Raw genomic sequence first — 22,817 nt, 5'->3', positions numbered from 1 at the left:
ATGGCTTGTGCGGTTTGCCGGAAGAAGGTGTCCATGAGAAATCCCCTAAATGTCTTGGTGGGAATTTAGGGGATTTTGGGGAATTTTGCAAAGGTCTCAAGCGGCGAACCGGTTATCTGCAACCGGTAAAACAAAAGCGACGATAACCGTCGCTTTTATAAAAGTGCAAGGGAGTTGCAAATAGTGCAATAAACTGCCAAAGTTTTTTTTCAGAAAATGCCGAGATTTTTCTTGGTGCGCTTCATCCGCCGTGGCAATCGGCATCAAACCGCAGAACAGCACGTAATCCGCCCTGTCCTTGCCGCACGGATATTCGGCAATCGCCAAATTCCGCCCTTTTTCTGGATACGTGCCTTTTTGGTAGTTCAGATTTTCCGTATCCGCTTCTCAACCGACTTCGCGCAGTTGGGCATCAATCAACAGCAGGCGGATTTGTTTTTCATCCAAATCCCGCATCTGGAGGCTGTGGGCAAAATGTGTGTCCAATTGGTCGCGGCGTACCTGTTGTTCTTTTTCGCTTTTCGCCACCAATTCCGCGCGCAATTTTGCCAATTCCGCTTCTTGCGCTTTCAACAGGCGTTGCTCTTCTCCGTTGGAAACCGACGGATTTTCTAGCGTACTTTGTGTCTGCAAATAGGCAGGATTAAAGGCTTCCGACACAAAATCTTCCTGCCCGTCGGCAAAAATGCGGCAAAACCACAATGCAATCTGCCACGCCGCCATTAAACTTTCTACCGCCGCTTTACGGTCGTCGTTAAATACGTGCGTTGCCGCATTGCCGGACTTACGCAAGCTGTGGAAAAGATGCAGCATATCTCGATTAATGCCATAACATGCAACTGTTTGAGCAGATCCGACTACGAACCGTTTTCCGACTCCGCCAGTCCATAGTTTGCCGCCACGGTTTTCGCCGTCAGCTTGGCAAACTGACGGGTTTTCATCACCAACGTATTGGAATCGTCGGCAAAATAGCGTTCTGCATTGCGCACAAGCGTAAACAGAATGGGGAAATCGGATTGGAAAAAGGTCAAGTTCGACCGCATCGGCAACTTCCTCGATACGGATTAGCGGTTATTCTTGGCTTTCTTTATTTTGATGGAAACGGATTTTTTACTTTTCCCCTCCTGCTCTTTCCCGCCTTTTTCCAATTTGCCGTTTGACGGGGCATTTTTCTTGGATGGTTTGGCTTTTTTCCTTTTGGGTTCCGCATTGGGTATTTTGTTTTTTCCGGAATACTTTCTGCCGGACGTGCCACCCGTAATCAGGACAAAATCGATTTTTCCGTCATCCAAATCGGCGCGCGCGACCCGGACGGCAACCCTGTCCCCCATATTGAAACGGATGCCGCTGCGTTCGCCTTCGATTGCCATGATTTCGGGGCGGAAGTTGAAATAGTCTTCGCCCAAATCGCTGATATGCACCAGACCGTCGATATGGATATCGTCCAAAGTGACAAATATTCCAAAATTTGCCACCCCGGAGATTTTGCCTTCGAATATTTCGCCGACTTTATCGCGCATATAATAGGTTTTCAGCCAGTTTTCCACGTCGCGGCCGGCATCGTCGGCACGGCGTTCGCAAAACGAAGTATGCACGCCCAAAGCCTGCCAGCTTTTGTTTGGCGTGTAGGTTTGCTGGTTCAACACGGCTTTGATGGCGCGGTGGACGGTCAGGTCGGGATAGCGGCGGATGGGAGAGGTGAAGTGGGCGTATGCTTCGTAGGCAAGACCGAAGTGTCCGTCGCAATGCGGTTCGTAAACTGCCTGCTGCATGGAGCGCAACATCATGACTTGCAGCAATTCGGCATCGGGCCTGCCTTTGAATTGTTCGGCAAGCGCGGCATAGTCTTTCGGTGTCGGGTTGTCGCCGCCGCCCAGTTGCAAACCCAGTAAGCCGAGCTGCTCGCGCAGGGTGGCGAGTTTTTCAGATGTCGGACCTAAGTGGTTGCGGAAGAGGGCGGTGTGCTTGTTTTTTATCAGGAATTCTGCCGCGCAGACGTTCGCCGCCAACATACACTCTTCAATCAATTTATGGGCGTCGTTGCGGACAACGGGCACGATTTTTTCGATTTTGCCGTTGTCATCGAAAAGCATTTGGGTTTCGACGCTTTCAAACTCCACCGCGCCGCGTTCGAAGCGTTTTTTCTGAAGGATTTTGAAGAGTTTGTAAAGGGTGTCGATTTGGGCTTTGTGCGGATGGTCGAGGTCGTCTGAAATCCAATCCCAGACTTGGTTGTACGTCAGGCGGGCATGGGAACGCATAACCGCAGGGTAGAAGCGGTATTCTTTAATATTGCCCGCGTAAGTGATGACCATGTCGCACACCATGCACAAACGCTCGACATCGGGATTGAGCGAGCAGATGCCGTTGGACAGGTTTTCCGGCAACATGGGAATCACGCGGCGCGGGAAGTAAACGCTGGTGCTGCGTTCCTGCGCGTCCGTGTCGATAGCGTCATCGGGGCGGACATAATGGCTGACATCGGCAATCGCCACGACCAAACGGTAATTGCGCCCGATTTTTTCGGCAAACACCGCGTCGTCGAAATCGCGCGCCGTTTCGCCGTCTATCGTTACCAAAGGCAGGTCGCGCAAATCGACGCGGCCTTTCAAATCGCTTTTGCGTACATGGTCGGGAATTTTTTTCACGGCTTTGGCACACGCTTCGCTGAATTGGTGTGGTAAATGGTGTTTGCGCACGGCAATTTCGATTTCCATGCCGCTGTCGGCATAATCGCCCAATACTTCAATGATTTTCGCTACGGCTGGGCGGTTTTGCTCGGGATAAACCTCGATTTCGCCGACGATGACCTGACCGGATTCGGGTTTGAAATGCACGACACTGCTAGGTTCCAAGACAATGCTTTGGTTCAAGCGTTTGTCTTCCGCTTCCAAAATCGCCACGCCGCGATCCATATAGAAACAGCCGACCACTTTACTTTGCGCGCGTTCTACAATATCCAAAACCGTACCTTCGCGGCGGCCTCTGCGGTCGATACCGGCGGGGCGGACGGTAACAATGTCGCCGTGCATGACACCACGCATCTGGCGTTCGTATAAAACGAAATCCCCTTCGTCCGTCGGCATGAGTGGTACGGCGAAGCCGAAACCGTCCTTATGCGCCTCGACGCGGCATTTGACCAAATCCAGCTTGTCTGCGGCGCAAACCGCGCCCCGGCGGTTGATTAAAACCTGACCATCCCGCGCCATCGCTTTCAGACGGCGTTCAAAAAAGACATACTCGTCTTCCGTAATCGACAGCTCGCGTGCGAGCGATTCGATTTTTGAAGGCACACCTTTGCGCTCCAACAATTCGATTATCCATTCCCGACTGGGCAAAGGATGTTCATAACGCTGTTTTTCACGACTTAAAAACGGGTCTTTTTCCCGTAAATTTAAATATTTAATATTTTTATTCATTTTGACCGTTGACATTCTTTTTATGACCTATATAATAGCGACTTCTTTGCGGAAGGACACTGTACCGCAAAACAGTAAATAAAGCAAAGCCCAGGTGGCGGAATTGGTAGACGCGCTAGCTTCAGGTGCTAGTATCCTCACGGGTGTGGAAGTTCGAGTCTTCTCCTGGGCACCAAATCAAATACTTTGCTTTATTTCAATATTTAGATTGCCCAGGTGGCGGAATTGGTAGACGCGCCAGCTTCAGGTGCTGGTATCCTCACGGGTGTGGAAGTTCGAGTCTTCTCCTGGGCACCAATAAGAATTTACCCTGTTAAGGATAAATTCCGCCATTAGAGAGGTGGATGAGTGGTTTAAGTCGCACGCCTGGAAAGCGTGTATACGTGAATAGCGTATCGAGGGTTCGAATCCCTTCCTCTCTGCCAAATACGAATCCCAAACTTTTACGGTTTGGGATTTTTTATTATTCAAACAATAATTTCATTGGGAAAATCCGTTATTGTCTATAATCGTCATCAACCGTTTACAACTATCCGTTACCGTTTTTTATGGTATGTTTTGCGGTATGTTTTGCCCTCTTCCTAAGCCTGTAAGGACTCAAAAGGTATACCCCTTCAAACGGCATTGTTCCACATGCTGCAAACCGAAAACCGATATGGCTGCACCGCATCTCAATCCGACCAACCTTTCCGAATACATCAGAACCTTAAAACGTGATTTGCCGTTCGGGGTTTCTGTTGCGGGCGAAGGGCTGCTGTTCCGGCATTCCGTTCTGCGCGGCAGGTTGTTTCAGCCGCTGCTTGCGCTGTTTTTCGGTCTGCTGCTTTGGATGGGCGGCGGAAACCAGTTGCTCGAATGGGGTGTTCCTCCCGTATCCGATTCGGTTTACAGCGTCTTGACGGCGGGTTTTTCCGTGTTTTGGATGTGGCGCATGGAGCGTTGGTGGTATGCGCTGACGACGTGCAAATCGGTTTATATCGATGATAAGGAACTGGTTGTTTATGGTGCGTTCGGGCGTGTCCGTTATCGCGGCAGGCATGATGCGGCATATTCCGTCCATGTGCTTCCGCATTCCCTCTACCAATGGCTGACCGGAGGCGTTGCGCTGCTGACCGACCCGAGCGGACGCGGTGTGTGGACGGGCATGGTTTTGGGGCTGCACCGCCATAACCTCGGTGCGACGCTGGCGCGGAAAACGCTGGCAGACCTGCCGGAGCAGCATCCTTAAGACGCGGCATTTCGGCGTTCAGACGGCATTGTTCTTGAAAACACCATAGACAACGCCGCCCAACTGGTATAGTGTTCGTCCTGCTGCGGCATCTTTCCGATGGCGCATTTTTTCAATATTAATTATCCGACTTACAAAGGTAAAAACATGACTGTCCGTATCGAACACGATTTATTGGGCGACCGCGAGATTCCCGCCGAAGTGTATTGGGGCATCCACACTCTGCGCGCCATTGAAAACTTTAAAATCTCCACACAAAAAATTTCCGACGTGCCGCAGTTTGTCCGCAGTATGGTGATGGTGAAAAAAGCAACCGCGCAGGCAAACGGCGAATTGGGTGCAGTAAAACCCGAAATCGCCGCCGCCATTGAAAAAGCCTGCGACGAAGTATTGTTAAACAACCGCTGCCTCGACCAATTCCCGTCCGACGTTTATCAGGGCGGTGCGGGAACTTCGGTCAATATGAACACCAACGAAGTTATCGCCAACCTCGCATTGGAAGTCTTGGGATACGAAAAAGGCCGCTACGACATCGTCAATCCGATGGATCATGTCAACGCCAGCCAATCCACCAACGATGCCTATCCCACGGGCTTCCGCCTTGCCGTGTATTACAGCATCGGCGAATTACTCGACAAACTGGCCGTCCTGAAAAATGCCTTTGCCGCCAAAGCCGAAGAATTTAAAGACGTTTTGAAAATGGGGCGCACCCAGCTTCAAGATGCCGTGCCGATGACGGCAGGACAAGAATTCCAATCTTTCCAAGTGTTGTTGGAAGAAGAAATCCTCAACCTCGACCGCACGCGCCAACTGCTCTTGGAAGTCAATTTGGGCGCAACCGCCATCGGTACAGGCGTGAACACGCCCAAAGGCTACGCCGAACTGGTGGTCAAAAAACTCTCCGAAGTCAGCGGCTTGTCTTGCAAACTGACTGAAAACCTGATCGAAGCGACCTCCGACTGCGGCGCATATGTGATGGTACACGGCGCATTGAAGCGCACGGCGGTCAAACTCTCCAAAATCTGCAACGACTTGCGCCTGCTCTCTTCCGGCCCGCGCGCCGGCTTGAAAGAAATCAACCTGCCCGAATTGCAGGCCGGTTCTTCCATCATGCCTGCCAAAGTCAATCCCGTGATTCCCGAAGTGGTCAACCAAATCTGCTTCAAAGTCATCGGCAACGACACGACGATTACCTTCGCCGCCGAAGCCGGGCAACTGCAATTAAACGTGATGGAGCCGGTCATCGCCCAATGTATGTTTGAAACGATTTCCCTCTTGGGCAATGCCGCGGTCAACCTCGCCGAAAAATGCGTCAAAGGCATTACGGTCAACCGCAAAATCTGCGAACGTTACGTTTTCAACTCCATCGGTTTGGTCACTTATCTGAATCCGTACATTGGCCACTACAACGGCGACTTGGTCGGCAAAATCTGCGCCCAGACCGGCAAAGGCGTGCGCGAGGTTGTTTTGGAACGCGGGTTGTTGAGCGAAGAAGAACTCAACCGCATCCTCTCTCCTGAAAACCTGATGAACCCCCATCTGTAACGTTGCAGGCAAATGCCGTCTGAAGCAGGGATGCTGCTTCAGACGGCATTTTGTTATATCAATCAGCCGGATTATATGCCGAACAGTGCCTTGACCTCCGCCCAATAAAACAGGCAGGTAATGGAACACAGTGCCAACACGATTCCCGCCGTATTGATTGTGTTGATTTTTTCCTTAAAAAACAGTGCGCCCGAAAGCGTACCCAAAACAATCACACCGATATTCATACCGGCAAAAACCAGCGTGGGATTGTCCTTCATCATTTGGTGCGCGGTGATGTAGGTTACGATATTCATAAAATTCAAACCGCCCAAGAGTATGCCGCCGACCACACTCTCAACGCGCCATCTGACCGATTTGGCAAACAGGCAGGCAAACATCAGCACACCCGCCAGCACAAATGCAATCAGCAGGTTGCCTGAAAATGCCGTTCCGCTTTTGGCAATCTGTTTGAACAGGATGTCGATAATGCCGTAACCCGCCCACACGCCCAGCAGCAATACCACCTGCCGCCATGCGCTGCCTGATTTTTTGCCACCGCTGTGTTTCCAAAGCAGGCAGAACAGCGCGGCAAATGCGAGGCACAGCCCGATTAGTTTGCCTTCGCTGAGTTTTTCGCCAAACAGCGTCAAGGCGGCAACAATCGGCAAAAACAGCGACAAACGCTGCGCCGCGTCGGATTTGACGATACCGGCGGCTTCTACGGATTTGCCCATAATGACAAATACGGACGGCAGCAGCACGCCCAATGCGGCAAACAGCCACCATGTCGGCAAAAATGCGCCGATATTGCCGACATCCGGCTTCAATACCAGCAGGGTCAGTATGACCGCGACCACATAATTGACGGCGACCGCCTGCGCGATGTCGATTTTTTTCTTCCTTGCCATTTTCAGCAAAATGGAAACCGACACGCTGAACACGATGCTGATTAACAGGTAAGCCATACTATATCCATTTCTCGGGTGCAACCGCCCTGCCGCTGTTGAAACGGATAAAGCCGACGATGATGCGGCAGAAATACCAGACGTTCGTTGCAATAATAATCAGCACGCCGATACCCAAAAGGGCAGTCAGCGCGCCCAAAAGATAAAGCCAAAATGTGCGCCAAAAGGTTTTAATCAGGTATTCGGCATGTGCGGCATAGACAATGCTGTCCAAACTGTTCCGTTTCATATAGGCGAGAATCACGCCGACTATGGGCATATAGGCGAAAATCACGCCGTCTATGGGCATGAACTGCATGATTGCACCCAAACCGAACAGGATGTAGGCGGCGAGGACATAGTTGCGCCCGCTTCCGCCGCCGGACGGTTCGTAAGCATGGCGCGAACGTGAGGCCTGCCGTTCAAACGCCTGTCTGAACGCCTGTTCGCGGCGCATCTGTTCGCGGTAAAACTGCTCCCTGCGCGCCTGTTCGCGGCGGAATGCCTCTTCCTGCCGCCCGCGTTCCTCATGCCGTCTGAAGGACGCGTCGTATTGCATCCGTTTCGACAGGTCGGAAAGCGTATCGTAAGCCCGTTGGATTTCTTTGAACTTTTCTTCCACCTGCGGATTGCCCGGATTGCGGTCGGGATGGTATTTCATCGCCAGCTTGCGGTAGGCGCGTTTGATTTCGTCCGCCCCCGCTTGCGGCGACACACCCAATACGGCATACAAATCTTTGTCCATATTGCTCCTTTATACTCCCCCGTCAAACCGCCGCCTGTATTGTTTTCGGGTTCAAAATATTTAAATCTCCGGGACGGATGCCGATAATGAACCCGCGTTTTCCGCCGTTGATATAGATGGTTTCCAAATCCATCACCGACTGTTCGACGTAAATATCCAATTTTGTCCGGATGCCGAACGGCGTTGTGCCGCCGACCAGATAGCCCGTCCACTTGTTTGCCTGTGCGGGCGTGGCGGGTTCGATGTGTTTCGCACCCAAATGCCGCGCCAGATTGCGGGTTGAAATCTGTTTGTCGCCGTGCATCAAGACAATCAGCCCCTTACCGTTTTCATCTTGCAAAACAATGGTTTTAATGACCAAGTGTTCGTCTTTGCCGAACAGTCGGGCAAACTGCGCCGTGCCGCCGTGTTCCTCATAGGCATAGGTAAAAGGTTCAAATTCGATGCCGTTTTCACGCAAAACGCGTACGGCAGGTGTTATCGGATAAGTGTGTTTACTCATTTTTCGTCATGCAAAACATGGAAATCGGTCAAGCGCAATGTTACCATATATCCCCTTTATCGAAGGAAACCGATATGGATATCCGATATTTCGGCACAACGCCCCGCTATTCCGAAGCGGTTTGCGCGGGCGGTTTGATTTTCCTCTCCGGCATGGTTCCCGAAAACGGTGAAACGGCTGCCGAACAGACTGCCGACGTGCTTGCCCAAACCGACCGCTGGCTGGCGGAATGCGGCTCGGACAAGGCACACGTTTTGGATGCGGTCATCTATCTGCGCGACATGGACGACTACGCGGAAATGAACGGCGTGTGGGACGCTTGGGTTGCCGCCGGCAGAACGCCCGCCCGCGCCTGCGTGGAAGTGCGGCTCGCCCGTCCGGAGTGGCGCGTCGAAATCAAAATAACCGCCGTGAAGAAAGACGCGGCAACTGCATAAACAGATTTCCTTTATATTTCAGAGTATGCAAATGATGAAAACCTTACTGCCCTTTTTCGGCGTGGCGCGCGTCAGCGGCGAAGACCGCCAAACCTTCCTGCACGGACAGCTTTCCAACGACATCAATAATCTTCAGACTGGGCAGGCGTGTTACGCGACTTACAACACGCCCAAAGGCCGCGTCATCGCCAATATGATTGTCGTCAACCGTGGGGACGATTTGCTGCTGATTATGGCGCAAGACCTGCTTGAAGCAACGGTCAAACGCCTGCGGATGTTTGTGTTGCGTGCCAAAGTCGTTTTTGAAATCCTTGAAGATTACGCCGTCGGCGCGGAATTGGCAGCATCCGCCGAACCGCTTGCCGCGCAAGAACCCTGCCTTGCCTTTACCGCCGAATGTGTTTCAGACGGCATCTGTTCCGTCGTCCTGCCCCATCGGGGCATTTTGCACATCGCCCCCGAAACCGCCCTGCCACCTTATGATGCCGCTGCCGAAAGCGCGTGGCGGCTGCACGAAATCCGCAGCGGTTATCCGTGGATATGCGCGGCTACCAAAGAAACCGCCGTCGCCCAAATGCTCAACCAGCACATCATCGGCGGCGTACACTTCAAAAAAGGCTGCTACCCCGGTCAGGAAATCATCGCGCGCGCCCAATATCGCGGTCAGGTCAAACGCGGCTTGGCGGTGTTGTCGGGAAACTCGGCAGCCGAAGCGGGCATCCTGCTGACGGCGGACGGCGAAGAGGCCGGCATCGTACTCGACTGCGTTAAAGGTTCGGAAAACTTTACCGCCCTTGCCGTAATTAAATTCTCCGCCGCACAAAAAGAACTGACCGTCCCAAACGGCGGTATCTTCAAAGCGGTTCATTCCTTCTTTAGATGAGAAATATGACAGAAATAAGGTGGAGGAATAATCAAGTTATCAGCATTGAGACTAAACGAAAGGATGAATCAAGAGAAACTAGGGTGTATGTGCTCGCTCAGATGATAGGGAAGGCTGAACTCCTGTTTTTCAATCTATTTAACACTGATAACAATTGGGATGATGTGGACTTAACCCAAGTTCCTATTCTTTTCTGCGCCACTGTTGCTCGTCAATTCATTAAAAGCAGCAATATCTTCAGGCAGAATATTAAGGGGATTGAGAACTATATCTCTCCAAAGCGTAAGATAGACCCCTTAGGTATGGGAAGTAGATGGATTACGCTCTGGGAAGGAACACCAAACGAAAAGAAAATTCTTATCATAGGAGATGGTGGGGGCAGACTCTTTGAAGTAGATACTTCCTCGGGGAAATACAATGAACGAGATATCATTGCGTCAATAAATAGAGACGATTTAGAAACGATTAATAGCTATGAATTGAGGAATGTACGAATCTATGCTGAGCTTAATGAACGGCTATATTTGTGTTACAAAATGGGGAGAAATGTAGACCCTCTAAAGGATTTGGTGTTTAATCTACCTATCCCCTTAGAATACAAAGAGTATATTGAGATCATATCAACCTAGAATCAACGACTTAAAGGGCTGAAATAATACACTCAAAAAAACCGAAAATGCAGAATAATCCCTCTAATGCCGTCTGAACCTTTTTCAGACGGCATTTTAAAACCTCCCCTGTTTTCGGTTACAATGCCGCATCCCTAATTTTTCAAACCACCGCCATGTCCAAAAAAACCAAACAAGAACTGGAAAACAACAAACTCAGCAAACGCCTGCGCCACGCCGTCGGCGACGCCATTAACGATTTCAACATGATCGAGCCGGGCGACAAAATCATGGTCTGCCTCTCCGGCGGCAAAGACAGCTACGCCCTATTAGACATTCTGCGCCAGCTTCAAGCTAGTGCGCCGATTGATTTCGAGCTGGTTGCCGTCAATCTCGACCAAAAGCAGCCGGGCTTCCCCGAAGAAGTGCTGCCGACCTATCTCGAAAGCATTGGCGTTCCCTACAAAATCGTTGAAGAAGACACCTACTCCACCGTCAAACGCGTGTTGGACGAAGGCAAAACGACTTGTTCGCTGTGCAGCCGCCTGCGCCGCGGCATCCTCTACCGCACCGCAAAAGAATTGGGCTGCACCAAAATCGCCTTGGGACACCACCGCGATGACATCCTTGCCACCATGTTCCTGAATATGTTCTACGGCGGCAAACTCAAAGCCATGCCGCCCAAACTGGTTAGCGACAACGGCGAACACATCGTCATCCGCCCACTAGCGTATGTGAAAGAAAAAGACTTAATCAAATACGCCGAATTGAAACAGTTCCCGATTATCCCGTGCAACCTCTGCGGCTCGCAGCCCAATCTGCAACGCCAAGTCATCGGCGACATGCTGCGCGATTGGGACAAACGCTTCCCCGGCCGTATCGAATCGATGTTCTCCGCCCTGCAAAACATCGTCCCTTCCCACCTTGCCGATACCGAACTCTTTGACTTTGCCGGATTGGAACGCGGTCAAACCCTGAAACACGGCGGCGATTTGGCGTTTGACAGCGAAAAAATGCCCGAACGTTTTTCAGACGGCAGCGAAGAAGACGAAAGCGAAATCAAAATCGCGCCGCAAAAAGCCGAACGCAAAGTCATCAACATTCTGGCGAACAAGCCGAAAACCTGCGGCGCGTAAACCTCCGCCGTCAAAAATGCCGTCTGAAGCCCGTTTGGCGTTTCAGACGGCATTTTATAGTGGATTAAATTTAAATCAGGACAAGGCGACGAAGCCGCAGACAGTACAGATAGTACGGCAAGGCGAGGCAACGCCGTACTGGTTTAAATTTAATCCACTATAAAATCCCGAAGCAGACGCTTTTCAACCCCAAACGCCTGCTTTTTCCGTTTCAGCTTTCTGAAGGTTTCCCGTTATATTACTCGACAACAACGCGGCGGATTTTGACGGGCTGTACGGGTACGTTTTGGTAAAGGCCGCGCGTGGCGGTTTTGACGCGGGCGATTTTGGAAACGGTGTCCATTCCGCTTTCGACCCTGCCGAAAACGGTGTAGCCGTATTGTCCGTTTTTGTAGTTGAGTGAATCATTGTCCGCCAAATTGATAAAGAATTGGCTGGTGGCGGAATCCGGATCGGCCGTCCGCGCCATAGCGATGGTACCGGCGGTGTTTTTCAAGCCGTTGCCGGATTCGTTGGCAACGGCCTTATCGGTTGCCTTTTGTACCAAGTCTTCGGTAAATCCGCCGCCCTGGATAACAAAACCGTCGATAACGCGGTGAAAAATCGTATTGTCGTAAAAGCCTTTTCGGGCATAACGCACGAAATTGGCAACGGTTTTGGGTGCTTTGGATTCGTCCAAAACCAAACGGATATTGCCCATATCAGTTTCCATCAAAACATGAGTTGCCGCCATAGACGGCAGGGAAGCCGCCAAAAGCAGCGCGGTTAAAACGGTTTTGAATTTGGGTTTCATCCCGTCCTCCTAAAGCCTTCAGACGGCATTTTCATTTCCTATGCCGCCTGAAGGCGCGTTAACGCTATTCCAATGCATCTTTGAGCTTTTGTTCGATTAAATCCGCATCAAACGATTTGGCAATCAATTCAAAACGCGAATCGCGCCGCCATGAGACTTGGTTGGCGCCCCATTGCCCATCCACCCAGTTGAGCCACACCCATGTACCGAGCACTTGGAACACGCCTTTGGCGCGGACGAGGCCTTCTGTGAATTTGGGCAGGTCGTTGAAGAAATTGGTCAATTTTTCGCCGTCAAAATCGCGTCCAGCGGGGAATGTGAAACCTTGCGATTGGAAGCCCATGGTGTTGTCCGGCAGGGCTTTGAGGCGGTAGCGTGATTTTTCAATAACGGGAATGTCGAGCCACCGGATGTCGAGTTGCGCGTTTCGGACTTCGAGCACTTTGGCTTTTGGCGGGAACAGTTTTGCCGCTTTGTCGTGAAATTCGGCAAGCTGTTCGGGGGTGCATAAATCGGTTTTGCTGGCGACCAATACGTCGCAGATGCCGATTTGGTCTTTATACAACGCCTGTTGCGCGTAATCGGGGTTGATGAACTGGCGCGGATCGACGACGGTAAAGACGGCGCCGATTTCCAAAAGGCTGTCCAGCGGTTTGGTTTTCAATTCGTCGATGACGCTGGCGGCGTGTGCCAGTCCGCTTGCCTCAATCATCAGGCGGTCGGGTTTGGCGTCGCGCAGCATTTTCTGCACGGTTACGCCCATTTGCGGGCCGGCGGTGCAGCATAAACAGCCGCCGGCGATTTCTGCCACAGGGATGCCGTTGTCGCTCAATACCGCGCCGTCAATGCCGATTTCGCCGAACTCGTTGACGATGATGACCCATTTTTCGTTGGGGTCTTTTTGCGCCATCAGGCTTTTGAGCGCAGTGGTTTTGCCTGTTCCCAGAAAACCTGAAATCAGGTGGACTTTGGTTTTTTTCACTTCTGACATTTTTTACAAATCCCGGTTAAAACGACGTGTTCTTCTTTCAGCGCAAAGCCGCTTTCGGCAACGCCTGCGCGCAATGCCGCCCACTCGTGGCTGAGGGTTTGCTCGTCCGCCGTGCCGCATTCGGTGCAGACCAAAATAAACGCGCTGTGGTGCGCTTCGGCTTCTTCGTGGTCGTGGCAATGGTCGTTGCACTCGTGCTGCGCGTGGCTGCACAAAATATAGCCGTTGACCGCCGCCACTTTGTGCAAAACGCCCTGCTCCGCCCAAAAATCAAGGGCGCGGTAGGCGGTAGGCGGCGCAACCGCGCCCTCGCTTTGCTGCTGCATCTGCGACAAGACGTTGTAGGCTTTAATCACGCCGCTTTGCTGCAAGACAATATCCAATACCTGCTCGCGCAAAGCGGTTACCTGCAAGCCTTCGCTGCGTGCCTGATCGATGATTTTCTGTTTGAAGTTTGTTTTCATAAATTTCCTGTTTATGCCGTCTGAACGACCGATACGGCAGGAGGCGGTTTTATAGTGGATTAACAAAAATCAGGACAAGGCGACGAAGCCGCAGACAGTACAAATAGTACGGAACCGATTCACTTGGTGCTTCAGCACCTTAGAGAATCGTTCTCTTTGAGCTAAGGCGAGGCAACGCTGTACTGGTTTTTGTTAATCCACTATATATTTGTGTTTGTATTCAATTACTTTATTTGGAAATCTTTTCCAACAATGCCCGACAGCCCGCATCCGCAAGCCTGTATGTTTCTTCAAAATCGCCCGTGTACCACGGATCGGGGACATGGTCGTAACCGCTTTCGGGTATCAGGTCGGTCAGTTTGAATATTTTTTCCGGCTGCCTGCCGAAGGTTTTTTCCAATTCGGACAAATTATTGCCGTCCATCGCGATGATGTAGTCAAACGCCGCCGCATCGCTTTTCCGTATTTTGCGGCTGGTAAAGCCTGAAGCATCGATACCGTGTTTTTTCAATATTTTCGCCGTCTCGCGGTGCATATCTTCGCCGTCGTGCCAGCCCGATGTCCCCGCGCTGTCCGTTTCAAGGGGAATGCCCGCTTCGGCGGCACGGCGGCGCAAAATGTATTCCGCCATCGGCGAACGGCAGATGTTGCCGAGGCAGACAAAAAGGATTTTCGGTTTTCTCATATCTACGCCCTGTTCCAACGCGATGCCGTCTGAAGCGGAAACCCTTTCAGACTGCATCGGCAGGTCAATCGTATTGTGTACTGAAAAACGGATTGTGCCCTTCCCGTTTTAACGCTTCCGCATAGCTCGGGATGTTTTCCTGTTCGCCCAAGGGATTGTGCAACAGGTAAACGTGTTCCACGCGGCACTCTGCCATCAGGTCGAGGAAATTCTGCTGGATGACGGCAATATTGTCGGTAAAGGAAAGCTGCCACGAAAACACCTGCGGCACGACTTCAAACGCGCCGTCTGTCGCATTAAATCCGAATAGAATCTGTCCGCCCGCCTTTGCCGCAGCGACCACGCCGACGCGCGGACTCTGCATACGGACGGCGCGTATCGCGTTTGCCGCAAAAACATCCATCGCCATACGTTGGCGCGTGTGGCTGCCGTCTGAAAGCGCGCGTACCGGAGAATCCGGGGAAAGCGGATTGGCAAACAGTGTAACGCCTTCCGATGCAAGATTTTCCTGCCATACCTGCATTAAGGGCAGGCCTGCCTGAAGAAGGTTCTGACCCAATGCCGTCTGAACCTTGCCGCTGCCGAAACCCAACGCGTAAACGACGTGGACGGACTGCCCTTCGGGCAACAGCAAAGGGCGCGGGGCGAAACGGCGTAAGTGTTGCGCCGCCGCTTCGGTATTTTGTTTGGCACGCCACCACTCATCCGGCGCGACCACACTCAAATCGGAAGAATGCACAAGATAAGGCAGCCATTGTGTCTCTTGCGTCAACGCGCGCAGGTGCGGATAGTTTTGCAGGCAGGCAAACAATGCCTCCGTCGGCAGCTTCATCCCGATTGCACGTTCTTTTTTGCAGCCTGACACCAGCACGACCGGCAGGGCGAACCACTGCACTTCGCCTTCTTTCTCGCAATCGAGTACCGCGTTCACACTGGAAAGCAGCGCGGCATAAGTTCCGGCATCCGGCGCCATCGTCAGCGCGAGGGAAAGGTTGATATAGTGGTTTTGCTCAAGCATCCCCCTGATTTCGGTTTGAAGTTGGCCGGACGAGAGTTTGCGCGAAGCCTGGGAAGAATTATGCGCCAACTGGTAGGCATTGAGCAGCAGGTGGTTTTTAATCGGATTTTGGGGATACGGGCGCGTATCGGGCAAGGTAAATGTCTGGTTCATATGTGTCGTGCACCGCTTTTCGTAGTGTGTGTCTTTCCTGTCTGAAAATATATCGGACGGATTGCCGCCGGGCCTTGCCCGTCAACCCGCCGAAACGAGAAAATGCCTGTCTGCCAAGTCTGCCAATATTTCTTCCACATACACTTCGGCAGGCGGATGGAATGTCAAACCGTCGGGCGTGGTGCTGACGATGTTCAAGTTTTCGGCAACCGTTTCAATCAATGCCTGTTTGGTCGTCGGCCGCGATAATTGCCGCATAATGTACAAATGCCCGTACCCGAATGAGGGGGTGCTTTCGTTGTAACGGTTGGCAGGCCGGACAAACGCTTCCGCGCCGTGTTCCACAAAGGCGGCGACATAATCTGTAAAACGCGCCGGCACATAGGTTTTATGGTCTTCAAAAAATGGTTTGCCCGCATCGTCTGATGAAACAGAAAAACGCCCGAGAATGGTTTGCAATAAAAGCTGGGAATTGATTTTCATACGGTCGAATGTCAAACCGGGAAATCGGCGGGCAAGATTTTCCGCAACATCTTCCGTTTTAAACGGCTCTCCGGTTTTCATCACATCGCGTATGCCCGAAAGCAGGGTATCGTTTTCATCAAAGTTGATCGTTTCCCCTCTTGCCGGGCGGAAATTCAAACTTTCTATCACTTCGACAGTAACCGACTCATCACGCCTGATAGTATCCCCGACTTCCTCACGGCATAAAAGCGAACGGCGGAATTGGCGGTCGGATAAAATATCGCTGTAAAATTCTTTGGCAATATAATCGCCCCCTGCCAATGCCAGAATCCGCTCCCGCGTATGCTCCGCCATCCAAGAAACAAAAGACACGTGCAAATCGGTATCTCCGATATACGCCAGCCGGTGGCGGTTTGCCCATTCAATGAAACCGTTGACGTAAATCGGGTCGTTAAATATTTCCATATATTCGTGTGCGACATAATAAGTGTTTTGATTCAATATCTTTTGAATCGCCGGAAGTTTGCCGCTGCCGCCCAAGCCCTTGTCGTTTTCCAAAATTTCCGCCAGCGCCTTGAGCGCGTCCAAGCCTTTCCGCGTTCGTGCTTCCAAGGGTTCTTCAAGAACATCCCTGCCGGAAAAGTACATAATTTCGCGCAACTGCTCCTGCCGTTTCCAGCCGGGGTAAACATTGTATGAAATATAGGCAATGCCGTGTTCGGTCAGGTTGTTGCGGCAAATCGAAAAGATTTTGTCTTTAACTGCGTCAGGCACCCACGACCAAATACCGTGGACGATGATATAGTCGAACTTCCCGAATGATTCATCGACGGTCAAAATATCTTTTTCTTCCAGACGCACATTTTTCAGGCCCATTTTTTCAATGATGGCGTTACCCTGCGCAACCTGCCTGCCGGACAAGTCGATACCGGTAAATTCCGCATCCGGGTAATAAAGTGCCTGCGTGATGATGTTGCCGCCCATCGAACAGCCCAGCTCCAAGACCTTGGCATTGGCGGCGGGCGCGGGCTGCAAGCCCATCAGGCGGGCGCGCGCCTCCAAATTATTGATGGCGGTTTGAGAGAATGCGCCGGATTCGTACATCAAATCATCATATGAATTTTTGATGTCCGATATTTCCGAAAGTTCCGCCATATGGGAGGTAGGACTGCCGACAACCGTCTGCCGCTCTTTCTTCGCCATGACGGGGCGCGCGGAAGCGGTTTTTTTCTTCTTGCCCGACATATTCTGTTCACTCTAAAAGACAATATGCCCGCAAGTTTAACCAATTCGCCTGCCTACTTCAACCGCACGGAAATTATCGGTACTTCCGAACAGGTATGCCGTCTGAAGGTATGCGCATACGTCCGGACGCATCCCTCCGCCGTCTTGCCGAAATCAGGGATAAAGGCGCAACACTATGGTATATTGACCGTTTTATGCCAGTATCCCGACCGCCATGGATTTTGCCGTACCTGCCGTTTTAATCATCGACTTGGAAATTAACCCCAAAACCGATACCGTTTTCAAAATCGGTGCATACCGGCCCGACCTTGACCTCGGGTTTGAACGAAGCTTCCGCCATGAAGAAGGATTCAGGAAGGCATTGGCGGAAATGCAGCCCCTTGCGGAAGGTGCGGAATGGCTGATGGGACACAACCTCCTCGAACACGACCTGCCGTATTTGAAAAAAGCCGCGCCTGACCGGGCATGGCTTTCATTGCCCGTTATCGATACGCTGAAGCTGTCGCCGCTCACCTTTCCGCAAAACCCGTACCACCGCCTGATTAAAAACTACAAAATCATCTCTTCCGAACTCAACTCCCCGTTGGCGGACTGCCGTGCCTGTTGGCAGCTTTTTCAGGACCAGTGTGCCGCATTCGGCAAAATCAAAACCGAAAGGCCCGATGAATTTACCCTGTGGGCGGCATTGTCCGATATGCTTCTGCCGTATCGTTCTTCAGACGGCATCTCCTTCGCCGAACGTACCGAACACCCGGACACCAACCGATTGATACGCATTATTTGGATGATGATGCAGGACAACGAAGGGAAAGGGCGTTTGAAAGTCTGCCGCACGCGTTTTTTAGAGTTGATGAAAACCGACATCCACAATCGCGACATCTATCCTTCGCTTGCCTATGCCCTGTCGTGGCTGAACGTCTCCGGCGGCAACTCCGTGCTTGCCCCGTGGGTAAGAAGCCATTTTCCCAAAACGGCGCGGCTGATTGCCGAACTGCGCGATCACGACTGCGGCGACAGCAACTGCAAATACTGCGCCGACATGCTCAATCCCGAAGCCCAGTTGCAGCGTTATTTCAAACTGTCCGCATTCCGCGATTTCAAAGGTTTCGAAGGCGGTCAGCGCGCCATTGTGCAGTCGGGGATGAAAGGTCTGCACACGCTGGCGGTCCTGCCCACAGGCGGCGGAAAATCCCTGTGTTATCAAGTTCCCGCACTCAACCGCTATTACCGTAACGGCGGGCTGACCGTCGTCATTTCGCCCCTACAGTCGCTGATGAAAGACCAACTGGACGGAATGCTCAGAAAAAACATTACCTGCGCCGCCATGCTCAACGGCCTGGTCGAAGTGGTCGAACGTGCCGAAATTTTGGACAAAACCGCATTGGGCGACATCGGCATCCTGCTGGTTGCCCCCGAACAGTTCCGCAACGACAGTTTCATTTCAGCCATTTCCCAACGTCAAATCAACGGCTGGGTATTCGATGAGGCGCACTGCCTGTCCAAATGGGGGCACGATTTCCGACCCGATTACCTGTATGCGGTCAAATTCATCGCCGAACACGGCAGGAAAAACGGCGGCACCGCACCGGTAAGCTGCTTTACCGCCACCGCCAAACCCGACGTACTTGCCGACATTACCGATAATTTCCGCGAGCAGGCCGGCATAGAATTCAGGCAATTTATCGGCGACAACGCGCGCGACAACCTGTCTTACGAAGTTTTCGAAGCTTCAGACGGCATCAAAAAACAAAAAATCGACGAGCTGCTCCACCGGGAACTCGACCATCAAAGTGGCGGCGCAGTCGTTTTCGTCGGCAGGCGCAAAAGTGCGGAAGGCTATAACGAATACCTCCAAAAACAAGGCTGGGCGTGCGAATACTTCCACGCAGGCCTGGAAACCAATGCCAAAGCAGACATACAGAACCGCTTTATCGAGGGCGGCTTGCGCGTCATCGTCGCCACCAACGCCTTCGGCATGGGCGTGGACAAACCTGATGTACGGCTGGTCATTCATGCCGAAATCACCGGTTCGCTGGAAAACTACCTTCAAGAAGCCGGGCGTGCCGGACGGGACCGCGAAGAGGCAAAATGCATCCTGCTTTATGAAAAAAGCGATGTGGATACCCAATTTAGCATCAGCAAAATGTCGCAAATAGAATTGCGCGACCTCAAAACGGTATGGCGCAAAATCGGCATGCTCAACACGGCCGCACACGGCAGGGACGGTTGCGGCGAAGTCGTCGCCACCGGCGGCGAGATTCTGAAAGACAGCGAAGAATATATGAGCTTCGACAGGGACGACCGCCAGTCGGACACCAAAATCAAAACCGCCATTTCCTGGCTGGAACGTGCCGAACTGCTCGACCGCAAAGAAAACCGCACCAGAATCTTCCCTTCGCGCTCGGGCAAACTGACTCTGGAACAGGCTTCGGAGCTGATTCAAAAAGGCCGGTTCGCCCGACGGCTCAAAGAAATCTACCTGACCATTGCCGAAATCGTATTCAACGCACCGGATGACAAGCCGCTCAGTACCGACGACCTGATACAGGCGACCGCATGCAGCTTGGAAGAATTACGCGGACACCTGCACAGCCTCGAAGAAATGGGCATATTGACCAACGATACGCGCATGACCGTTATCCTGCGTACCGACAACGTCAAACCGTCGTCGGGGCTTTTGGAAAAAATAACCCGATGGGAAGAAAAACTCTGGCAGATATTGAAAACGGAAATTCCCGATGCCGACCAAGGAATATGGCAAAATCTCGCCGTCAATGCCGTCTGCTACGAAATGCACGATTCGGGACTGGAAAGCATGCCCGCCGAAATCAAGCAGCTCATCCTGTCTTTTGCGGACGACAAATCCGCACTCGAATCCAATAAAAACGGCAGCTTTGAAATCCGCGACTTAGGCAACGGCTGCCTGAAAATCCGCTTCAAAAACAATGACAGCTGGGAAAATATTCAAGAAACCGCCCTTTTGCGCCGCAACATCTGCGCCTGCATCCTGTCCTTTCTCGTCGGCAAGACAGAGGGTGTCCGGCGGAAAGATGTCGTCGTGGAAACCGGAATCGGCGAAATGGTGCAGCAGCTTGCCGACGATATGCAATTGTCGGTACAGATTCCGGCAAACCGCCGCGAAACCCTGCTCAAGCAGGCGCTGCTGTTCATGCACAAACTGGGCATCATCAAACTGAACCACGGCATTACCATCCTGCGCCACGCGATGACCATCGTCCCCAACCGGAACGCGCTGGAATCCAAACGGCAATACCTCAAATCGGACTACCGCCCCTTGGAAACGTTTTACGGGGAAAAACGTTTCCAAATCCACGTCATGCGCGAATATGCGGAACGCGCGCTCAAAAACATCACCGAAGCCTTAAACCTGGTCGCCGACTATTTTAAAACGGATGAAAAATCATTTAAGGACAAATGGTTCTCAGGAAGGCTGAAAGAATTGGAAGAACCCGTCTCCCCGGATACCCTCCATACCGTAACGGACGGTCTGAACAGCGTGCAAAAAGCCGTCGTTACCGATCAGAGCGGCAGGAACCGCCTGGTGCTTGCCGGCCCCGGTTCCGGCAAAACGCGCATCATCGTCCACCGTGTCGCCTATCTTCTGCGCGTCCAGCATGTTCCTGCATCCTCCATCATCGTCCTGACCTTTACCCGGCTTGCCGCGCTGGAAGTCAAACGCCGCCTGCACGGACTGGTCGGCAACCTTGCCCGTGCCGTTACCATCCTGACTTACGACGGTATGGCAATGCGGCTTTTAGGCGTACGTTTCGACAGCAAAGGCTTCGACGGCAAAAGCAGAGAACAGGAGGAACGGAAAACCGAAGAACAGTTTGAAAAATGGTGCGAAGAAGCCGCCACCATGCTTTCAGACGGCATAAGAGGCAGCGACGGGGACGAAGCGCGCGAGCGCATCATGTCGGGATTCCGCTATATCCTCGTAGACGAGTACCAAGACATCAGCGAACGGCATTACAGGCTGGTTTCCGCACTGGCAGGCAGGAAACGCGACGATGAAGACAAGCTGACCATTCTTGCAGTCGGCGACGACGACCAAAATATCTTTGCCTACAACGGCAGCAGCAACGAATACATCCGCCGTTTTCAGGAAGAATACGGCGTGGATTCGCCCGATTTCCTGACTTTCAACTACCGCAGCACGCAAAACATCATCACCGCCGCCAACCGCGTGATAAGCGGAATGCCCGACCGCCTGAAAACCCTGCACCCTATCGCCGTCAATCCCGAAAGGCGGCAAGATCCCGACGGCGGCGGCTGGGCGAAAACCGACCCCGAACGCCAAGGCCGCGTCCGCGTCATCCGCCTGCACCCCGAGTTCAACCGGAGAAAACGCTTCAACCTCCAATCCCAAGCCGTCATTGAGGAAATACGGCGTTTGCGGAATTTGGCGGACATCACCTGGAACAGCATCGCCGTCCTTGCCCGCAACAATGCCTCACTCAACCCCATGCAGGCATGGTGCGAACAAAACGGCATCCCCTACTTCCTGAAAAACGAACAAAGCCTGCCTTTATGCAAAACACGCGAATTTGTCCGTCTGCTGCACGGCATCGAAACGGCGGGGGACGGTATGCTTTCTTCGGCGGATTTCTGTCGGCTGATAGAGAAGGAAATCGGGCGCAGCGGCAAAAAATGGGAAAACTGGTTCGCACAGCTTAAAACCGACTTCCTCAACGAATTCCCCATTGCCCTGCCGTCTGAAAACACTGTCGCACAGCAACATCCTGCGGCATTTCTGAAAAACTGGCTGTACGAATATGTCGGCAACGAAAAAATCAGCCGTTCAGACGGCATATTCTTGGGAACGGCGCATTCATCCAAAGGTTTGGAGTTCGACCACGTTTTTATCCTGGACGACGGCTGGGAAGAGCGCGGCGACGAAAACCGCCGCCTCTATTATGTCGCAATGACCCGTGCCAAAAAGACGCTGACACTGATCCACCACACGCCACACCACGCATGGATAAACACATTGCCCGAAGACGTAGAGCGCATAGACCGCACCTTTGCCGAACTGCCTGAATTGAATGTCGAATATAGGATGCTTTCCAACTATGGAGGAGCGTTGGATATCGGCTTCATCGCCCGAGAAAACGAAAATCCTTCATACGGGGAAATCGGCGAACGCATCGAAGCTGCCAAAATGTTGAAAACCGGCGACAGCCTAGACATCATTGAAGACGGCGGCGGCAATTACCTTTTCTGCGCCAACAATATACCGGTTGCCAAAACCGCCAAGAATTTTAAAGAAAAAATCCCCAAACATGCCCGTGCCGCCGTTGCCGCTGTCGGTGTCTCCTATTTGAAAGATGTAGGCAAAAAATATCTCGAACAATATCGGGAAGACATTCCGGTATGGGCGGTCGTCATCCCCGTACTGATGATTCCTCAGGAACCGTAAACCTTACCTAAAAAATGCCGTCTGAAGGTGCGGAGCGCTGAGAGATCCCCTCATAATTTCCCCAAAGCGTAACCATGTGTGAATAAATTTTGAGCTAGTAGGGTTGCAGCCACGAGTAAGTCTTCCCTTGTTAT

Annotated in this window: 20 protein-coding genes, 3 tRNA genes and 1 pseudogene; 11 read left to right on the top strand and 13 right to left on the bottom strand. The window is 52.1% G+C overall.

Annotated features, from left to right (window positions below; all coding sequences use genetic code 11):
- Positions 1 to 96: 96 nt before the first annotated feature.
- The 4 genes and pseudogenes from Q3O06_RS10155 to rnr form a co-directional block, all read right to left on the bottom strand.
- Positions 97 to 375 (bottom strand): annotated as a pseudogene (locus tag Q3O06_RS10155) (hypothetical protein); the annotation flags it as partial.
- A gap of 12 nt (positions 376 to 387) precedes the next feature.
- On the bottom strand, positions 388 to 813 hold the full coding sequence (locus tag Q3O06_RS10150) for a hypothetical protein (RefSeq protein ID WP_301818729.1): 426 nt from the start codon (positions 811 to 813) through the stop codon (positions 388 to 390).
- A gap of 44 nt (positions 814 to 857) precedes the next feature.
- Positions 858 to 1,043 (bottom strand): hypothetical protein, encoded by a 186-nt coding sequence (locus Q3O06_RS10145; protein ID WP_301673765.1) that lies wholly within the window; start codon positions 1,041 to 1,043, stop codon positions 858 to 860.
- 21 nt (positions 1,044 to 1,064) lie between these two features.
- A complete protein-coding gene (gene rnr / locus Q3O06_RS10140) occupies positions 1,065 to 3,419 on the bottom strand; it encodes a ribonuclease R (RefSeq protein ID WP_301818727.1) in 2,355 nt (784 codons plus the stop codon).
- Positions 3,420 to 3,507: 88 nt separating this feature from the next.
- On the opposite strand from rnr, the gene Q3O06_RS10135 reads away from it, so the two are divergent.
- The 5 genes from Q3O06_RS10135 to aspA all read left to right on the top strand — a co-directional run bounded on the left by Q3O06_RS10135 (position 3,508) and on the right by aspA (position 6,192).
- Positions 3,508 to 3,594 (top strand) — tRNA-Leu (locus Q3O06_RS10135).
- 35 nt (positions 3,595 to 3,629) lie between these two features.
- Positions 3,630 to 3,716, top strand: a tRNA-Leu gene (locus Q3O06_RS10130).
- 37 nt (positions 3,717 to 3,753) lie between these two features.
- Positions 3,754 to 3,844, top strand: a tRNA-Ser gene (locus Q3O06_RS10125).
- A gap of 230 nt (positions 3,845 to 4,074) precedes the next feature.
- Positions 4,075 to 4,647: a hypothetical protein gene (locus Q3O06_RS10120; RefSeq protein ID WP_301818725.1), complete on the top strand. Its 573-nt coding sequence runs from the start codon at positions 4,075 to 4,077 to the stop codon at positions 4,645 to 4,647.
- 147 nt (positions 4,648 to 4,794) lie between these two features.
- On the top strand, positions 4,795 to 6,192 hold the full coding sequence (aspA, locus tag Q3O06_RS10115) for an aspartate ammonia-lyase (RefSeq protein ID WP_301818723.1): 1,398 nt from the start codon (positions 4,795 to 4,797) through the stop codon (positions 6,190 to 6,192).
- A gap of 71 nt (positions 6,193 to 6,263) precedes the next feature.
- Here the strand turns inward: aspA and Q3O06_RS10110 are convergent, their stop codons facing one another.
- The 3 genes from Q3O06_RS10110 to ybaK are packed head-to-tail and all read right to left on the bottom strand — an operon-like array spanning position 6,264 to position 8,365.
- Positions 6,264 to 7,139, bottom strand: a complete 876-nt coding sequence (locus Q3O06_RS10110) for a DMT family transporter (RefSeq protein WP_301818722.1) — start codon at positions 7,137 to 7,139, stop codon at positions 6,264 to 6,266.
- Position 7,140: 1 nt separating this feature from the next.
- The gene (locus Q3O06_RS10105) at positions 7,141 to 7,863 is read right to left on the bottom strand and encodes a DnaJ domain-containing protein (protein WP_301818720.1); all 723 of its coding nucleotides are present in this window, start codon (positions 7,861 to 7,863) and stop codon (positions 7,141 to 7,143) included.
- A gap of 22 nt (positions 7,864 to 7,885) precedes the next feature.
- Positions 7,886 to 8,365, bottom strand: coding sequence for a Cys-tRNA(Pro) deacylase (ybaK, locus tag Q3O06_RS10100; RefSeq protein ID WP_002246942.1), 480 nt, complete (start codon positions 8,363 to 8,365; stop codon positions 7,886 to 7,888).
- 74 nt (positions 8,366 to 8,439) lie between these two features.
- Between ybaK and Q3O06_RS10095 the strand changes: the two genes are divergently transcribed.
- The 5 genes from Q3O06_RS10095 to Q3O06_RS10075 all read left to right on the top strand — a co-directional run bounded on the left by Q3O06_RS10095 (position 8,440) and on the right by Q3O06_RS10075 (position 11,592).
- Positions 8,440 to 8,802, top strand: a complete 363-nt coding sequence (locus Q3O06_RS10095; protein WP_301818718.1) for a RidA family protein — start codon at positions 8,440 to 8,442, stop codon at positions 8,800 to 8,802.
- 34 nt (positions 8,803 to 8,836) lie between these two features.
- Positions 8,837 to 9,685 carry a CAF17-like 4Fe-4S cluster assembly/insertion protein YgfZ gene (ygfZ, locus tag Q3O06_RS10090; RefSeq protein ID WP_301673780.1) on the top strand — a complete coding sequence of 283 codons (849 nt, stop codon included), beginning with the start codon at positions 8,837 to 8,839 and terminating at the stop codon, positions 9,683 to 9,685.
- A gap of 5 nt (positions 9,686 to 9,690) precedes the next feature.
- Complete coding sequence (locus Q3O06_RS10085) at positions 9,691 to 10,314, top strand: DUF8309 domain-containing protein (protein WP_013448458.1); 624 nt, start codon at positions 9,691 to 9,693, stop codon at positions 10,312 to 10,314.
- Positions 10,315 to 10,469: 155 nt separating this feature from the next.
- Positions 10,470 to 11,429 (top strand): tRNA 2-thiocytidine(32) synthetase TtcA, encoded by a 960-nt coding sequence (ttcA, locus tag Q3O06_RS10080; RefSeq protein ID WP_301673249.1) that lies wholly within the window; start codon positions 10,470 to 10,472, stop codon positions 11,427 to 11,429.
- Positions 11,430 to 11,445: 16 nt separating this feature from the next.
- Entirely contained in the window at positions 11,446 to 11,592 is a 147-nt protein-coding gene (locus Q3O06_RS10075; protein ID WP_369422699.1) for a hypothetical protein, read from the top strand.
- Between the two features lie 75 nt (positions 11,593 to 11,667).
- On the opposite strand, the gene Q3O06_RS10070 is transcribed toward Q3O06_RS10075, so the two are convergent.
- From Q3O06_RS10070 to Q3O06_RS10045, 6 genes are all read right to left on the bottom strand, one after another.
- A complete protein-coding gene (locus Q3O06_RS10070; RefSeq protein ID WP_301818716.1) occupies positions 11,668 to 12,222 on the bottom strand; it encodes a peptidylprolyl isomerase in 555 nt (184 codons plus the stop codon).
- Between the two features lie 64 nt (positions 12,223 to 12,286).
- Positions 12,287 to 13,213 carry a CobW family GTP-binding protein gene (locus Q3O06_RS10065; RefSeq protein WP_301818714.1) on the bottom strand — a complete coding sequence of 309 codons (927 nt, stop codon included), beginning with the start codon at positions 13,211 to 13,213 and terminating at the stop codon, positions 12,287 to 12,289.
- A complete protein-coding gene (locus Q3O06_RS10060) occupies positions 13,201 to 13,677 on the bottom strand; it encodes a Fur family transcriptional regulator (RefSeq protein WP_002258597.1) in 477 nt (158 codons plus the stop codon). The genes Q3O06_RS10065 and Q3O06_RS10060 overlap by 13 nt, the downstream gene beginning before the upstream one ends.
- Before the next feature lie 229 nt (positions 13,678 to 13,906).
- On the bottom strand, positions 13,907 to 14,362 hold the full coding sequence (locus Q3O06_RS10055) for a low molecular weight protein-tyrosine-phosphatase (RefSeq protein ID WP_441338256.1): 456 nt from the start codon (positions 14,360 to 14,362) through the stop codon (positions 13,907 to 13,909).
- Positions 14,363 to 14,426: 64 nt separating this feature from the next.
- Positions 14,427 to 15,533 carry a conjugal transfer protein gene (locus tag Q3O06_RS10050; RefSeq protein ID WP_301818711.1) on the bottom strand — a complete coding sequence of 369 codons (1,107 nt, stop codon included), beginning with the start codon at positions 15,531 to 15,533 and terminating at the stop codon, positions 14,427 to 14,429.
- An 81-nt stretch (positions 15,534 to 15,614) separates the two neighbouring features.
- Positions 15,615 to 17,243, bottom strand: a complete 1,629-nt coding sequence (locus Q3O06_RS10045) for a methyltransferase regulatory domain-containing protein (protein ID WP_373323519.1) — start codon at positions 17,241 to 17,243, stop codon at positions 15,615 to 15,617.
- Between the two features lie 214 nt (positions 17,244 to 17,457).
- Between Q3O06_RS10045 and Q3O06_RS10040 the strand changes: the two genes are divergently transcribed.
- Positions 17,458 to 22,683 (top strand): RecQ family ATP-dependent DNA helicase, encoded by a 5,226-nt coding sequence (locus tag Q3O06_RS10040; protein ID WP_301818709.1) that lies wholly within the window; start codon positions 17,458 to 17,460, stop codon positions 22,681 to 22,683.
- The last annotated feature ends 134 nt before the right edge of the window (positions 22,684 to 22,817 follow it).

Source organism: Neisseria maigaei (assembly GCF_958267405.1).
Lineage (GTDB): Bacteria > Pseudomonadota > Gammaproteobacteria > Burkholderiales > Neisseriaceae > Neisseria > Neisseria bergeri.
This window is presented reverse-complemented; position numbering and strand designations above follow the sequence as displayed.

What these genes read in the sequence shown, in the direction of transcription:
- Q3O06_RS10150 (WP_301818729.1), bottom strand. Translation starts at nt 813, where the DNA reads ATGCTGCATCTTTTCCACAGCTTGCGTAAGTCCGGCAATGCGGCAACG.
- Q3O06_RS10145 (WP_301673765.1), bottom strand. Translation starts at nt 1,043, where the DNA reads ATGCGGTCGAACTTGACCTTTTTCCAATCCGATTTCCCCATTCTGTTT.
- rnr (WP_301818727.1), bottom strand. Translation starts at nt 3,419, where the DNA reads ATGAATAAAAATATTAAATATTTAAATTTACGGGAAAAAGACCCGTTT.
- Q3O06_RS10120 (WP_301818725.1), top strand. Translation starts at nt 4,075, where the DNA reads ATGGCTGCACCGCATCTCAATCCGACCAACCTTTCCGAATACATCAGA.
- aspA (WP_301818723.1), top strand. Translation starts at nt 4,795, where the DNA reads ATGACTGTCCGTATCGAACACGATTTATTGGGCGACCGCGAGATTCCC.
- Q3O06_RS10110 (WP_301818722.1), bottom strand. Translation starts at nt 7,139, where the DNA reads ATGGCTTACCTGTTAATCAGCATCGTGTTCAGCGTGTCGGTTTCCATT.
- Q3O06_RS10105 (WP_301818720.1), bottom strand. Translation starts at nt 7,863, where the DNA reads ATGGACAAAGATTTGTATGCCGTATTGGGTGTGTCGCCGCAAGCGGGG.
- ybaK (WP_002246942.1), bottom strand. Translation starts at nt 8,365, where the DNA reads ATGAGTAAACACACTTATCCGATAACACCTGCCGTACGCGTTTTGCGT.
- Q3O06_RS10095 (WP_301818718.1), top strand. Translation starts at nt 8,440, where the DNA reads ATGGATATCCGATATTTCGGCACAACGCCCCGCTATTCCGAAGCGGTT.
- ygfZ (WP_301673780.1), top strand. Translation starts at nt 8,837, where the DNA reads ATGAAAACCTTACTGCCCTTTTTCGGCGTGGCGCGCGTCAGCGGCGAA.
- Q3O06_RS10085 (WP_013448458.1), top strand. Translation starts at nt 9,691, where the DNA reads ATGACAGAAATAAGGTGGAGGAATAATCAAGTTATCAGCATTGAGACT.
- ttcA (WP_301673249.1), top strand. Translation starts at nt 10,470, where the DNA reads ATGTCCAAAAAAACCAAACAAGAACTGGAAAACAACAAACTCAGCAAA.
- Q3O06_RS10075 (WP_369422699.1), top strand. Translation starts at nt 11,446, where the DNA reads ATGCCGTCTGAAGCCCGTTTGGCGTTTCAGACGGCATTTTATAGTGGA.
- Q3O06_RS10070 (WP_301818716.1), bottom strand. Translation starts at nt 12,222, where the DNA reads ATGAAACCCAAATTCAAAACCGTTTTAACCGCGCTGCTTTTGGCGGCT.
- Q3O06_RS10065 (WP_301818714.1), bottom strand. Translation starts at nt 13,213, where the DNA reads ATGTCAGAAGTGAAAAAAACCAAAGTCCACCTGATTTCAGGTTTTCTG.
- Q3O06_RS10060 (WP_002258597.1), bottom strand. Translation starts at nt 13,677, where the DNA reads ATGAAAACAAACTTCAAACAGAAAATCATCGATCAGGCACGCAGCGAA.
- Q3O06_RS10055 (WP_441338256.1), bottom strand. Translation starts at nt 14,362, where the DNA reads ATGAGAAAACCGAAAATCCTTTTTGTCTGCCTCGGCAACATCTGCCGT.
- Q3O06_RS10050 (WP_301818711.1), bottom strand. Translation starts at nt 15,533, where the DNA reads ATGAACCAGACATTTACCTTGCCCGATACGCGCCCGTATCCCCAAAAT.
- Q3O06_RS10045 (WP_373323519.1), bottom strand. Translation starts at nt 17,243, where the DNA reads ATGTCGGGCAAGAAGAAAAAAACCGCTTCCGCGCGCCCCGTCATGGCG.
- Q3O06_RS10040 (WP_301818709.1), top strand. Translation starts at nt 17,458, where the DNA reads ATGGATTTTGCCGTACCTGCCGTTTTAATCATCGACTTGGAAATTAAC.